The sequence below is a fragment of the Bifidobacterium sp. ESL0822 genome, assembly GCF_052606675.1.
This window is the reverse complement of record NZ_CP199596.1, coordinates 1,230,733-1,243,460: the sequence shown is the minus strand read 5'-3', so window position 1 is coordinate 1,243,460 and position 12,728 is coordinate 1,230,733. Positions and strand designations below refer to the sequence as shown.

The following is a 12,728-nucleotide window of genomic DNA, read 5'->3' as shown; positions in this document are numbered from 1 at the left end:
AGTCAGACAGTATGTCTGTCTCGTCTGGTGCCTGCGTCAGCTCCATCAGGCCTGTGTTCGTGCCAAGCTTGTGGATGAGCGCCCCTGACCAGTCTCTGCCGCCCGTCAAAGGGATATTCTGCTGTCTTGAGTGATGTATCTGCCCGGGCATGTGCATGAGGTTGGAATTCATGTCCAGGATGAGGAAAGCCGAGGGATGATGGTCAGGAAACGTGTTGTGGTGCTCTATGGTGGGCGTGCCGACGAACATTCCATATCCTGCGTGTCGGCTGCCGGCGTGCTCAATGCCATTGATGCCGACCGATACGAGCCCATCCCGATTGGCATCACCAAGGACGGCCGATGGACCATCGGCGGCCAGGATCCCAGGCAGTGGGGTCTAAGCGATGCCAGTCTGCCAACCGTGCAGATAACCGAAGGCAGCCGTCCGGTCATTCTCGACATGGCCCGTGGCAGGGATGGGTTTCTGATCGGCTACCATGCCGACCTGGTCTCTGGAGCCGAACCTTCGAGGACGGCGGGTTCCTTGGAGCCTTTGGGGCATGTTGACGCTGTTTTTCCAGTATTGCACGGCCCCTACGGCGAGGACGGCACCCTGCAGGGTCTGCTTGAAATGATGGGTCTGCCCTACGTCGGATGTGGTGTCTTCGCTTCTGCTGCCTGTATGGACAAGCACTACACCAAGATCCTGCTCAGCCAAGCCGACATACCCGTGGCTCCCGGTATCACCATAGACTCCCGTCAACAGCAATCCGGAGCCGACCTACTGGCCGCTGTGGAGAAGGCAGGGCTCCATTACCCGCTCTTCGTCAAGCCTTCCCGTGCAGGATCCAGCTTTGGTGTGGTCAAGGTGGAAGAGCCTCAAGTCGAAGTCCTGGTTGCTGCGGTCGCCGAGGCCGCGAAGCATGACTGGCGGGTCCTTATAGAGGAGGGCATTGAAGGGCGGGAGATTGAATGCGCTGTGCTCGCCTCGAGCAGGGACAGAGAGCCCCGTACAGCCTGGCCTGGCGAGGTGGTGCTGGATAAGGCTGATCAGGACGAGGCCTTCTACGACTTCGACAGCAAGTATGTGGACTCCTCCGCATCCCACGTGGAGGTTCCTGCGAACCTGCCGGAGGAAACTCTTCAGAAGGTTCGCGACCTGGCTTCCAAAGCCTTCAAAACCGTGGACGGTGTCGGTCTGAGCCGTGTCGACTGCTTTGTGACACCCGAGGGCAGGGTCATTGTCAACGAGATCAACACCATGCCTGGCTTTACGCCCATCTCCATGTATGCCAAGGCCTGGGAGGCAACGGGGATCACATACACCGATCTGATTACTGATCTGATTGAGGGTGTATCAGCCTGACGCTGGAGTCTCTTCCGTAGTTTAGGCATCTTGGGAGAGGGAGAGATGCCGCTTTTGCACTTCTCCCGCAGGAGGAGAAGATCATCCGGTTAATGTTCAATGTCTTTTGTCTGGAGCTCGGCCTCCTGAACCAGGTAGTCCTGGCCGGCCAGTGCGCGGGTGGCGGCATCCTGCATATCGGCGGCGATGACACCCTGCTTGGCGAACATGACCACTTGGCCCTTGATGCCATAAGGGGTGAAGCCCTGGAGCTGGACAATGGGCGGGTTGGATTGCATGGCCATGCCCTTGGTTGCCTGGGCCACCGCCTGTGCAATGGAGTGGGAGGACTTGGCTATATCGGCATTCCCTCGCAGGGTGAAGGGAACCGTGGCGGCAGCCTCGCCGGCCTCGGTGATTTTCTCGAGCGCCGTGGTGTTGAGGATGGAGTTGGGGATCAGCAGTTGGTTGCCGGTCCTGTCGATGACGATGGTATGGCGCCAAGTCACGTCGCGGACGGTTCCGGTGGTGCCCTGGATGGTGATGATGTCGCCGGGCTGGACCACCTTGCTGACCATCAGTCCGAAGCCGCCGACGATGTTGGCAATTGTATCCTTCAATCCGAAGGAGAGCGCCAGGCCGCTGACGCCCAGGGCGGCGACCACTGTGGATGGGTTGATCCCGAAGACGGGTTGCAGGACTGTGGCAGCAGCGAAGATCCAGATCAGGGCGCGGACGATGTTGACGAAGATGGAAGCACTGGGCAGGTTGGTCCGTTCCAGGGCACGCCGCATGGCCGCCGCCACAATCTTGGAAATCAAGGCAGCGCAGACAGCCACGACGATCAGAAGAATGATCTTTCCGAAATTCTGGCGGAACCAGTAGATGATGGCATCGCTGAAGCTGGAGATGGCCTGTTCCGACCTGCCCATGGGATCCTTGTCCTGATTGGCGCTTGTGATGCTTGTGCTGGCTAGTGCAGGAACTTCGCTGGTAAAATTGACGGTCAGATTCATGAGGCCTGGTCCTCTGCCTTGTTTCCGGTGCCGACTGTTAGGGGTTTGTCCATCCACATATGCGGGCATCCCTCGTCCTGGTCGTGAATGCCCATGTCCCTATACCCCAAGGACTTATAAAAGCCCTCCACCCGTTCCTGGGCATGGAGCGTGAGCCGGTCGGCCCCGTGAGTCCGAGCGGTTTCCTCAGCCTTGGCTACCAAATAGGCGCCCAGGTGCTGACCGCGGTAAGGCTTCAGCACCGCCAACCGACCAAGGGTCCATGTCTTGCCACGGTCGGGAAAGATCCGGCATACCCCGACGGGTTCATCCCCGTCATAGGCCACAATATGGAGGCTGGCATCGTCGGTTCGATCGAACTCGTTGTGAAAGCCTTGCTCCTCTACGAATACGGCCTTACGGATGGCCTTGGCATCCTCGGGAATGGCCTTGTTCACCTCATACCGCATGCTTCCTCCTCGCCAGGGTCCTCCGCTGCCTCCAATCTACCAAGTTTGACCCTTGGCGTGAACGGATATCCGCAACAGGATGACGACCGGTACGTGCGGCTGTCTGCTGTCTGACCCAGACGATTATATGGGTGGGGAATCTGCAAGCAGTGCAAACTTGCAGAAGTGACATTGAAGTGACGCGGGAACGATTGGATGGCCATGGACAAGGACTCAAAACTGACAGGTGTTGTTGGCGGAGCCGGTAAAGGTGCTTGGCGCTCGCAGAGGGAGCGGATGCTTGCTGGCGAGCTCTATGATGCCTCGGATCCCGAACTGGGCCAGCTGCGGGTCAAGGCCCACGAACTTTGCCGTCTTTTCAACGCATCTTCTGAGCAGGAGCGGGACCTGCGTAACCGGCTTTTGGACGAGCTGGTGCCCGAACATGGTCAGGATGTTGACTTTATGGGGCCTATCTATTTCGACTATGGATGCTTCACCAAGCTTGGCTCGCGCATCTTCGCCAATTTCAACTTCACTGTCCTGGATACCTGCCCTGTGCAGATTGGCGACGATGTGATGATCGGCCCCAATGTCACCCTGGCCACCCCCCTGCATCCCCTGCGGTGGCAGGAACGGAACCTGAGGCGCCATGAGGATGGCTCCCTCTACGACTACGAGTTGGCGGCTCCGATCACTATCGGATCCAACTGCTGGCTGGCGTCAAACGTGACTGTGGCCGGGGGAGTGACCATCGGCGATGGTGCGGTCATCGGTGCCGGATCCGTGGTCACCCATGACATTGCCCCTGACTCCCTGGCTGTGGGTGTGCCCTGCCGGGTAATTCGTACCATCACCGAGGCTGATCGGATGGAACTGCCAGAGGAGGGCTGAAGGCCTCCTCGTTTGGGACAGCATCCATGCTGGCCAGCTGCTGGGCTATGGTCTGTGGGTCTCCGCCCGGGCATGCTGCCTGAATGCGTCCGTCCTGGAGGAAGATGACGCGGTGGGCCCGGGCGGCGACGTTGGGGTCGTGGGTCACCATGAGGATGGTCTGGCCGCTGCGGACGGCCAGATCGAAGAGGTCCATAACCTCCCGCGAGCTATGGGTGTCCAGGGCGCCGGTAGGTTCGTCGGCCATGATGATTTCCGGGCTGGCAGCCAGGGACCGGGCGATGGCAACGCGCTGCTGCTGGCCACCACTCATGTCGGCCGGATAGGTGTTGGCATACCCCTCCAGGCCGACGTTCGACAGGGCAGACAGGGCCGCTTGGGCGGAGATTTTCCTGCCGCCGAAGAGGCTGGACAGCATGGTGTTCTGCAGGCAGGTGAAGGCGTTCACCAAGTTATAGTCCTGGAAAACGAAGCCGATATGATCGCGCCGGAGCCGGGTCAGCTCCCACTCTTTCATTCGCGTCAGGTCCTCACCGGCGATGGCCACACTGCCCTGCCTGACTTGGAGCAGTCCCGCGGCGCAATAGAGAAGGGTCGATTTGCCGGCGCCTGAAGGACCCATGATGGCCGTCCAGGTCCCAGCCTGACATTCCAGACTGATTTCGTCCAATACCCGGGCGCCCTGCTTCTGCCGCCTTCCATAGTCATAGCAGATCTTGTTCAGAATAAGTGGGGTCTGTGCGTATGGATCCTTAACCATCCGATGCTGCATCATTGCCTTCCTTTCGGTCGTTTCCTATCCGGCCTCTACCTCTATAAGACCATGGCGAGAGTTCCTGTCAGGGTGTTTTCAGGGTCGAATCGGGGACGATTCAGGGTGGAATCAGCAGGGTTCCCATTCCCTCCTGAAGAGTATGTATCGTGTACGTAGAGGAGTCGCATCTCTTGCCGGAAGGGGGAATGATGGGCGGGTCGTCATCAGGATGACAGGGATTCAGTGATTGCTTAGTCCCTTGAAATTGCAAGGATGCAACCGTCGGTTGACGGCAAATATCGGTGTCTTTGGCCGGATGCAACCCAAAGCTGGTGGCGGTCGGAGCCCTGCACGTTTCATCATGGTCTCGTTGCTGGTTGAATCGGCATTCTGCCGATCGGGAGAAAGAACATTATGAGTTTCAGAACCAACGTGCAGTATCTGCGTTCGCAGCGCAATATGACTCAGGAGCAGCTGGCCATGCTGGTGGGGGTGTCCCGTCAGGCGGTGTCCAAGTGGGAGTCGGACAAGGCATATCCTGAGATGGACAAGCTCCTGGCCATCTGTGACCTCTTCGGCTGCACCCTTGATGACCTGGTCCTGGGCGATGTTCGGCATCCGGGTTCCGGGCAGCATACGTCCAAACCAGACCATCAGGATGCCACCCAGACGACTCCGCCAATTCATGCGACTATGCCGCCTGTCCCGTCTGCTATGGAAGACGTGACCGGCTATGCCTCCTTCAGCAATGTCTACAGTCTTCGGATGGCTTTCGGAATTGCCCTTATCATGCTGGGACTGGCTTTCGGTGGTCTTTTCGCCGGAGTCAGCCAGCCGACCGACGCACAGAATGGTCTGGCCTTTCTTGCTCTGATGATCGGCATCGTCCTGGGTCTGGCCTGTCTCATACCGGCGGTTTCCACAAGGAAGGACTTTCGCCGCAGGCATCCCTATGTGGCGGATTTCTATACCGATGAGGAGCGCTCGCGAGTTTATAGGCAGACTACCTGGGAGCTGGTCTGCGGTCTGGCTGTCGTGCTCCTGGATGTGGGTATCAACTCTGCCGGATACCTGATCTGGGGCTGGTCCAATCAGGTCAGAGGGTTTGTCTTCTTCCTTCTTCTGGCTCTGGGGATCTTCCTGCTGATCCACGCCGGAACAAGCCATAGGATGATGAATCTGCGAGCCTACAACAGACAGGTTGATTCCGTCGATGACGGTCGCTGGGATACCTATCGTTACGAGCACCGGGTAAGCAATGCCATCAGCGGAACCATCATGGGCCTTTGCACGCTGGTGGCCCTGACCATGCTCTTCTCGGGCAATTATGACAACCTCTTCGGTTGGCGGATCCCATTCTGGGCCATCTGGATCATCGGCGGAGTGTTCTGCGGAGTGCTCCAATCACTGATTGGCATCTTCCGCAAGCCTCCGCGTGCCTGAGACCTTTAATTTGCCTTACCTAATGGAATGTAGTAGTCTAATAAAGTTGTGTGTTCATCCGTAGCCTTGTGTTGCGGACAAGAACACCTGGGACGACTTGGAAAACAACGTAAAGGAAGTCATCATGGCAGCTCGTTGCGCGGTGTGCGGCAAGGGCCCGCAGACCGGTTACAGTGTTTCTCATTCGCATATCCGGAACAAGCGCATCTTCCGCCCCAACCTGCAGTCGGTGCACACCACCGTTGATGGTCAGAACGTGCGTCTGCGTGTCTGCGTCAAGTGCCTCAAGGCCGGCAAGGTGCAGCGCATCGCCGCCTGAGTGCGGTTCGTCGGTCGTGTTTGGACCCCCGGGGGCATAAGCTCCGGGGGTTCTTGTCATCCTGAGGGATGTTGGTCGGTGCTTGCGGGAGGTAATCGGGTATGTCGGCAGTGGCTCGTGTTGGTCTGCACAGCACCGTGGCCTCGCTGGTGGCCAACAGGCGTCGGGTGAGTGCTCTCAAGGCTCTGGGTGTGGTCACGGTGGGGGATGCGCTGACCTACTATCCTTTCCGCATCACCGATCCCATGCAGGTCACCACTATTGCCGGCATTCGGCTGGGTGAGCCCTGTGCCTTCGCCGCCCGGGTTGATCAGGTGCGTCTGGTGCCACTGAGCGGTCACCGGGGTTTTCGGCTGGACGTGATGGTGGACGATGCTGCCTTCGTCAGCGGTCGGGGCGGCACTCCGCTTGCGGTCAGGCTGGTCTTCTTCTCTCATAAGAAGCCCTATATGGACTGGATGGTCCGTCGGCTGCAGGTAGGGGCGGATCTGGTCGTGGCCGGTGAGCCCGGTGTCTACATGGACCAGCTCCAGTTCACCCATCCTGAGACCTTGGTTGTTGCTAATGCCGATCAGGAGGTTTCTGCGGACGCATCTCGGCCCGATGCGGCCAGCCTTGACGAGGCTCTTGAGCGCGTCCGTCGCCCGCGACCGGTCTATCACGCCAGCTCGCGGATCTCCTCGGACCATATTCACGATGTCATTCTGGGTGTTCTGCGTCTGCTGGCACATGCCGATGATGCATCTGGCTCTGTCCCTGCAGTCGGAGCTGCCGAAGAGGGGCGGCCCAGTGCCGATGTCCGCATCGATCCAGAAGCGCTGGGCCAGGCCATACCTGATGTGTTGCCCGAGCAGGTCCGTGTCGACCAAGGGCTGATGCATCGTGCCCGTGCCCTCTTGGGTATGCATGCCCCCGACAGCCCTGACGACTTCGCTGCGGCGCGCAAGACTCTGCGCTATGAGGAGGCCTTCGTTTCGCAGACGGCGCTTCTGCAGACCCGTTGCCAGACCCAAGAGCAGCCCACCTACCCATGCGCGAATTCGGGTGCCGACCGTCCGGACACCCTGCCCGCCCGTTTCATCGACTCCCTGCCATTCCAACTGACCGATGGCCAGCGTCAGGTCATTGACGATATTGGCGTCGACATGGCCAAGGATCAGCCCATGCAGCGACTTCTGCAGGGCGAGGTTGGCTCCGGCAAGACCGTGGTGGCTCTGGCGGCCATGCTTCAGGCGGTCCAGGCTGGCCATCAGGCTGTCTTGGTGGCTCCTACCCAGGTGCTGGCCGAGCAGCACTATGCTTCCATCGGCGCCATGCTCAAGGCCATGGGCACCGATGTGACCGCCACTGCCGTAGCGGGCCGCCATACGCCTGTGGACAACGTCACCATGATCCGTATGACGGATCAGCTGGTCCTGCCTCTGGTACTGCTGACCGGCGGCATGAGACTGGCCCAGCGCCGCTCCGCCCTGGCTGTTTCGGCCTCGGGCCGTCCCTGCATCGTCATCGCCACCCATGCGGCCTTCTCCAAGACCTTCCAGGCTCCCAACCTGGCCCTGACCGTTATAGACGAGCAGCATCGTTTCGGGGTTGAGCAGCGCGAGGAGCTACGTCGCAAATCCGAGCGAGTTCCCCACCTCCTGATCATGACCGCTACGCCCATCCCGCGTACAGCCGCCATGACCTGGTTCGGTGATCTTGACATCTCCACCCTGACCGAGCTGCCCAGCAACCGCAAGCCAGTCCGCACGCACGTCATCGCCGAGTCTGACGGATCGACCATGGGTGCCATGTTCCTGCACCTGCGTCGACGGATCGAGGCTGGGGAGAGGGCCTACGTGATCTGTGCCCGTATTGATGATGAAGACGACCCTTCGGCCTCCTCAGACCGCCCCGGTCAATCCGGTGGGTCTGGCTCCCAGCCTGAACTGCTGGTTGAGGAGGGCCAAGGTGACGGCCAGCGTCCGCCACTGCATTCGGTGGCTGAAATGAGTCAGCGACTGGCCGCCCTGCCGCAGTTCCAGGGCATCGCCATGGCCACGCTGACCGGGCGAGACGACGATGCCACCAAGAACGCCGTCATGGCCGACTTTGCCTCGGGTCGCACGCCCTTGCTGGTGGCCACCACTGTGGTGGAGGTGGGGGTGGATGTGCCCCAAGCCTCCTGCATTGTCATCTTCGATGCCGATCGGTTCGGACTCTCCCAGCTTCATCAGCTGCGCGGCAGGGTGGGGCGCGGCGGCACTGATTCTTGGGCCTTCCTGATCTCACGTGCCCCTGCGGATTCCCCGGCTGCCGAGCGGCTTGAGGTCATTCGCGACACCACCGATGGGGCCAAAATCGCCGAGGAGGACATTCGCATCAGGGGAGCCGGCGATGTGCTGGGCGATGCCCAATCCGGCGGTCATTCCTCGCTGAAGCTTCTGCGTGTGGTCACCGATGCGCCCATGATCTCACGTGCACGCATCCAGGCCGGTCAACTCCTGGAGTCAGACCCTACCCTGGCCGGGCAGCCCGAGCTGGCTGGCGCCGTTCTGGACTTCATGAGGGGCAACGAAGGTTTCCTGGTCTCCAGCTGAAAGGACAACGGACCATATGCACATCATCGCCGGCCGATTCAAGGGATTCCCCATTCCCGCTGCCCTCAAGGGCACCCGGCCTACCACCGATCGGACCAAGGAGGCCATATTCTCCCATCTGGAGTCCGAAGACTTGCTGTCCGGTGCTCGGGTCCTGGACCTGTTCGCCGGCACAGGTGCCTTGGGATTCGAAGCCCTATCCCGTGGTGCCCAGAGCTTGGTGTCTGTGGAGTCTTCTGGCCGTGTCGCTGGGCTGCTGTCACGTTCAGCTGCAGAGCTGCGCCATCACCCGGCTTGGGATTCAGCCATGGACATTCGCGTCAGCAGAAACCGTGCCGAGCGCTTTGTCCGTCCACTCTCCTCAGGTCATGAGGATGCTGGTCTGTCCGAAGCTTGCTTCGACCTGGTCTTCATGGACCCGCCTTATGATTTGTCGACGGATGACTGCCAGAGCATTATGACCGGTCTGACTGCCCGGAAAATGGTGGACGACGGAGGCATGATCGTTCTGGAGCGATCGACACGCACCCCGGCGCCCACGGCTCCTGAAGGATGGGCCATTGATCAGGCTCGCAGCTATGGGGAGACAGCAGTCTACTATCTGATGGCCCGCTGATTAGCCCTGCAAATTTGACGGCCAATCAATTTGACGGCTGGTCCAGAGGTCTCGGATGGGTTTTCCCTGTGCCCCAGCCCAGGTCTTCCAAGAGACGGCGGTCGTGCTTATCGAGAGTGGAGCAGTCCAATCGGGCAATCAGGTCGGGACGGATTCGACTGGTTCTCCTGATGGCCTCGTCGCGCCGGAACCTGTCCACCTTTCTGTGGTCGCCGCTGGTCAGTATCTCGGGCACAGCCATGCCACGCCAGGTGGTGGGGCGTGTGTACTGGCGATATTCCAGCAGCGGCTCATCCCCGGTGTAGGACTCCTGCACGATGGATTCGGGATTGCCCATGAAACCGGGCAGGAGACGTGTAATGGCCTCCAGCATGACCGAAACGGCCACCTCGCCCCCATTGAGTACGTAGTCGCCAATGGAGTACTCACGAACGTCGATTCCCTGATTCCGGTAGTAGTCGGGGATGCGTGCGTCATACCCTTCGTAACGGCCGCAGCCGAATATCAGCCTCTCCGTCCGAGACAGCTCGGTCGCATCGGCCTGGGTAAACAGAGGAGCGGATGGGTTGGGGAAGATCAGAACTGGTCTGGCCACACCAGCCTCGTGGCTGTCTGCAGATGGATCTGCCTCGGATGCTATGCCGTAGCTTTTGCCTCCGGAACTCTTCATTGCCTCTTTTTCTTCTTCGGTATCGGCAGTGTCGGTTGTCTGATCCATGGTGGGTGGTTGCAGAGCCGACCCGTCTGGCATGTCCAGCAGATCGTCCAGGCACTGGCCCCAGACTTCAGGTTTCATGACCATGCCAGCTCCACCGCCCACCGGCGTATCGTCCACGGAGTGGTGCACGTCATGGGTCCAGTTGCGCAGGTTGTGGGCGCGTATGGTTACCAGGCCTTTCTCCTGCGCTTTGCCTAGCAGGCTGAGTCCAGTTACGTCAAAATACTCGGGGAAGACGGAGACGATATCGATTTGCATGTCACCAACTCTACCCAAGCTTGTTTGGGTTGGAATCGAGCGCGGAGTGGCACATTTTAAGTTCGCCTAAAGGTTCACCACGATGGCGAAATTCGTTTCCAACGAGTCTGTCAGATTGATGGCTGCTGTGCAGCAACTGTTCGGAGATGGTCAGCTCAGTGGTCTATATCGTCTCCTGGTATTTGTCGTCATGAAGATTCATGACAACGTTGACGGTGAAAAGACAAGGCAAATCTGCATTTATTCTGACTTGATAGATTAATTTTGCGGTAGTAAACTCAAACTCAAATAGTAAAATAAAACAATGCTCAAAATATCAAACATGAACGCGCGTTTTAAGGAGACTCCTTGGAAAAACTTGAGCTCATTCGTCAGAACCTCACGCCAATCAATGATGCCCTTCCAACATTGTTGCCGCAGGCTAGGCTTCGTTCGCTGTCGGCCATGAGCACACTTGGCACTCCTCGGGCTAAGTATCCGAAGCTCTATGCGGACAACTTCAACGCGACGCTCCGCGCAGAAATTGCAGACGAGCCAATCGACGGCTGGCAACTTACGAAGTCCACTTCCTGCCTTCATCTGCGCAATACCGGCTCAGGCCTCAGGCTTCGATTCCTCAAGAAGTTCAAATTCGAGGGAAGTGTTCCTCCCGCCGGTCCGAACTTACGGCGTAGGGAGGCATGGGTGCAACCAGCTATGCTCGACCAGGAGCTTTCCGGCAAGAAGCCACTGAGCGACTCGGAAATCGTCCTGGTTTGGACCGAAGCAAATGGCATTTTCCATTGTTCTGCCTACCAGCCTACTGGAACCGGCCGGTTTCCTAAGGGCGCTCCCTGCATTGCCCTCATGGTTCTTCAGATGGGTGAAGGTCTCAAGGGTATGGCGTTTAACGGTGATGGCGAGGAAAATGAGCTGTTGGTCCCACGCTCAAATACAATTGTCGAAGAAGAAAGGGAAGAGACGGTCCGATGAATGACTTCAACCCCACGCGCATTGAGCTTGCACGGAAGTATCGGGGTTGGACCAAAAAAGAGCTTGCCGAGCGTTCTGGCATGACCCCGACCTACATCGGCATGCTGGTTGGCAGTCCGACCGCTCATCTTACGGAATCGAGCGTCGAAAAGATAGCCTACGCAACCAGCCTTCCTCTGTCTTTCTTCATGCTGCGCGATCCAGGTCTTGACTGGAATCGCCTCGCCTTTCGTCGCAAGAAAACAATCACCAGGAATCTCAGCAATCGCATCTGCGCGGAGTTCGAGATGTTGGCGAACACGGTCTCCAGGGTCAGTTCGATGTCAAATGTGCCAGATAAGACTGCCTCCTGGCTTGATGAGATTGCACCGACCTTTGACCCGCAGGAACAAGGAGTCCGCCGCATTGCGGCAAACACGCGCGCGATACTGGGTCTGCCTTCCACGGGAGCAGTGCGCAACATGATCCGAAGCGTGGAACGTAAAGGAGTGATCATTGCACCGCTGACAACGAAGGTGGCTGATTCCGTCAGTGATGGAGTTACTTACCCAAACAAGGCCCTTATAGGCTATTTTCCCGAAAACAAGCCTGGTGACCGGCTCAGATTCACTATTGCTCATGAGCTAGGGCATCTGGTTCTGCACCGGTATCGCCGCCCCAAGGATGTGTCCTTGATGGAGAGGGAGGCTAATGAGTTTGCTGGCGAATTCCTTTTTCCTGAGTCCGACGCGCGAGCGGTCATCAGCCCGAGCATGATGCTGGAAGACTATCTGTACGTAAAGTCCGGATGGGGAATTTCCGTTGGTGCGGCGGTGCGCAGAGCCTCCGATCTGGGTCTGATCGATGGCGACAAATACAAATCCCTGTACGTTCGCATGGCGCAGCGTCATTGGATAAAGCATGAGCCCGTGGAGGTCAAGGCGGAGCATCCGGTACGTCTTGCTCAAATGCTCGGCCGTGCGTTCGGCGGACTGGACGACACTGGTCGTTCCACGGTGCCCAGGGATGGGATTGAGGGATTCCTTGGTGTTCCCTTCGAACTGGCGAACGATTGGTGTGACAACAGGCTGACGGAAAAGGCGGCGAGCTGGACGATCATGAGATAGGCAAAGCGGCTATAGAAGCATCTCCATAAAGGCCATATTCGTCAGCAAGATATTCGGAAATGACTTACATGCCGGTAATGTCAAGTCAAAAAAGAAGCTCAGTGGTTTCTTTGTTGACAGAACAGGAAAGTATGACCGGAACAGCGAGGGCTAGACTTGTCCAGGATCATCGAAGTCGTGGCAAAGTTAAAAAACCAACGGAGGGATAGCCTGGCCTGATCGATGTTGAACGTGAGTTGCAGGAAACACATCAGCGTTAACAGCAAATCTCGATGTCACCAACTCTACCCAAGCCTGT

At 58.4% G+C, this 12,728-nt stretch carries 12 protein-coding genes; 8 read left to right on the top strand and 4 right to left on the bottom strand.

Annotated features, from left to right (window positions below):
- Nucleotides 1-199: 199 nt before the first annotated feature.
- Nucleotides 200-1,348 (top strand): D-alanine--D-alanine ligase family protein, encoded by a 1,149-nt coding sequence (locus ACUIAF_RS04885; RefSeq protein WP_445337939.1) that lies wholly within the window; start codon nt 200-202, stop codon nt 1,346-1,348.
- Between the two features lie 89 nt (nt 1,349-1,437).
- Here ACUIAF_RS04885 and ACUIAF_RS04880 read toward each other — a convergent pair whose 3' ends face one another.
- Together ACUIAF_RS04880 and ACUIAF_RS04875 are read right to left on the bottom strand one after the other, a co-directional pair.
- Nucleotides 1,438-2,343, bottom strand: coding sequence for a mechanosensitive ion channel family protein (locus tag ACUIAF_RS04880; RefSeq protein ID WP_445337937.1), 906 nt, complete (start codon nt 2,341-2,343; stop codon nt 1,438-1,440).
- Nucleotides 2,340-2,792 (bottom strand): GNAT family N-acetyltransferase, encoded by a 453-nt coding sequence (locus ACUIAF_RS04875; RefSeq protein WP_445337935.1) that lies wholly within the window; start codon nt 2,790-2,792, stop codon nt 2,340-2,342. The genes ACUIAF_RS04880 and ACUIAF_RS04875 overlap by 4 nt, the downstream gene beginning before the upstream one ends.
- 201 nt (nt 2,793-2,993) lie before the next feature.
- Between ACUIAF_RS04875 and ACUIAF_RS04870 the strand changes: the two genes are divergently transcribed.
- A complete protein-coding gene (locus tag ACUIAF_RS04870) occupies nt 2,994-3,665 on the top strand; it encodes a sugar O-acetyltransferase (protein WP_373637641.1) in 672 nt (223 codons plus the stop codon).
- Here the strand turns inward: ACUIAF_RS04870 and ACUIAF_RS04865 are convergent.
- Nucleotides 3,625-4,440 (bottom strand): ABC transporter ATP-binding protein, encoded by an 816-nt coding sequence (locus ACUIAF_RS04865; protein WP_445337933.1) that lies wholly within the window; start codon nt 4,438-4,440, stop codon nt 3,625-3,627. The two genes, ACUIAF_RS04870 and ACUIAF_RS04865, sit on opposite strands and share 41 nt — an antisense overlap.
- Nucleotides 4,441-4,833: 393 nt before the next feature.
- Between ACUIAF_RS04865 and ACUIAF_RS04860 the strand changes: the two genes are divergently transcribed.
- The 4 genes from ACUIAF_RS04860 to rsmD all read left to right on the top strand — a co-directional run bounded on the left by ACUIAF_RS04860 (nt 4,834) and on the right by rsmD (nt 9,376).
- Nucleotides 4,834-5,862, top strand: coding sequence for a helix-turn-helix transcriptional regulator (locus ACUIAF_RS04860; RefSeq protein WP_445337931.1), 1,029 nt, complete (start codon nt 4,834-4,836; stop codon nt 5,860-5,862).
- A 124-nt stretch (nt 5,863-5,986) separates the two neighbouring features.
- Nucleotides 5,987-6,181 carry a 50S ribosomal protein L28 gene (rpmB, locus tag ACUIAF_RS04855; RefSeq protein ID WP_015021347.1) on the top strand — a complete coding sequence of 65 codons (195 nt, stop codon included), beginning with the start codon at nt 5,987-5,989 and terminating at the stop codon, nt 6,179-6,181.
- Nucleotides 6,182-6,282: 101 nt separating this feature from the next.
- Nucleotides 6,283-8,760, top strand: coding sequence for an ATP-dependent DNA helicase RecG (locus ACUIAF_RS04850; RefSeq protein ID WP_445337930.1), 2,478 nt, complete (start codon nt 6,283-6,285; stop codon nt 8,758-8,760).
- Between the two features lie 16 nt (nt 8,761-8,776).
- Nucleotides 8,777-9,376: a 16S rRNA (guanine(966)-N(2))-methyltransferase RsmD gene (gene rsmD / locus ACUIAF_RS04845; protein WP_445337929.1), complete on the top strand. Its 600-nt coding sequence runs from the start codon at nt 8,777-8,779 to the stop codon at nt 9,374-9,376.
- 25 nt (nt 9,377-9,401) lie between these two features.
- Here rsmD and trmD read toward each other — a convergent pair whose 3' ends face one another.
- Nucleotides 9,402-10,352 carry a tRNA (guanosine(37)-N1)-methyltransferase TrmD gene (trmD, locus tag ACUIAF_RS04840; protein ID WP_445337927.1) on the bottom strand — a complete coding sequence of 317 codons (951 nt, stop codon included), beginning with the start codon at nt 10,350-10,352 and terminating at the stop codon, nt 9,402-9,404.
- 348 nt (nt 10,353-10,700) lie between these two features.
- On the opposite strand from trmD, the gene ACUIAF_RS04835 reads away from it, so the two are divergent.
- Complete coding sequence (locus tag ACUIAF_RS04835) at nt 10,701-11,324, top strand: hypothetical protein (protein ID WP_445337925.1); 624 nt, start codon at nt 10,701-10,703, stop codon at nt 11,322-11,324.
- Nucleotides 11,321-12,430, top strand: a complete 1,110-nt coding sequence (locus tag ACUIAF_RS04830; protein WP_445337923.1) for a helix-turn-helix domain-containing protein — start codon at nt 11,321-11,323, stop codon at nt 12,428-12,430. The genes ACUIAF_RS04835 and ACUIAF_RS04830 overlap by 4 nt, the downstream gene beginning before the upstream one ends.
- Nucleotides 12,431-12,728 lie beyond the last annotated feature (298 nt).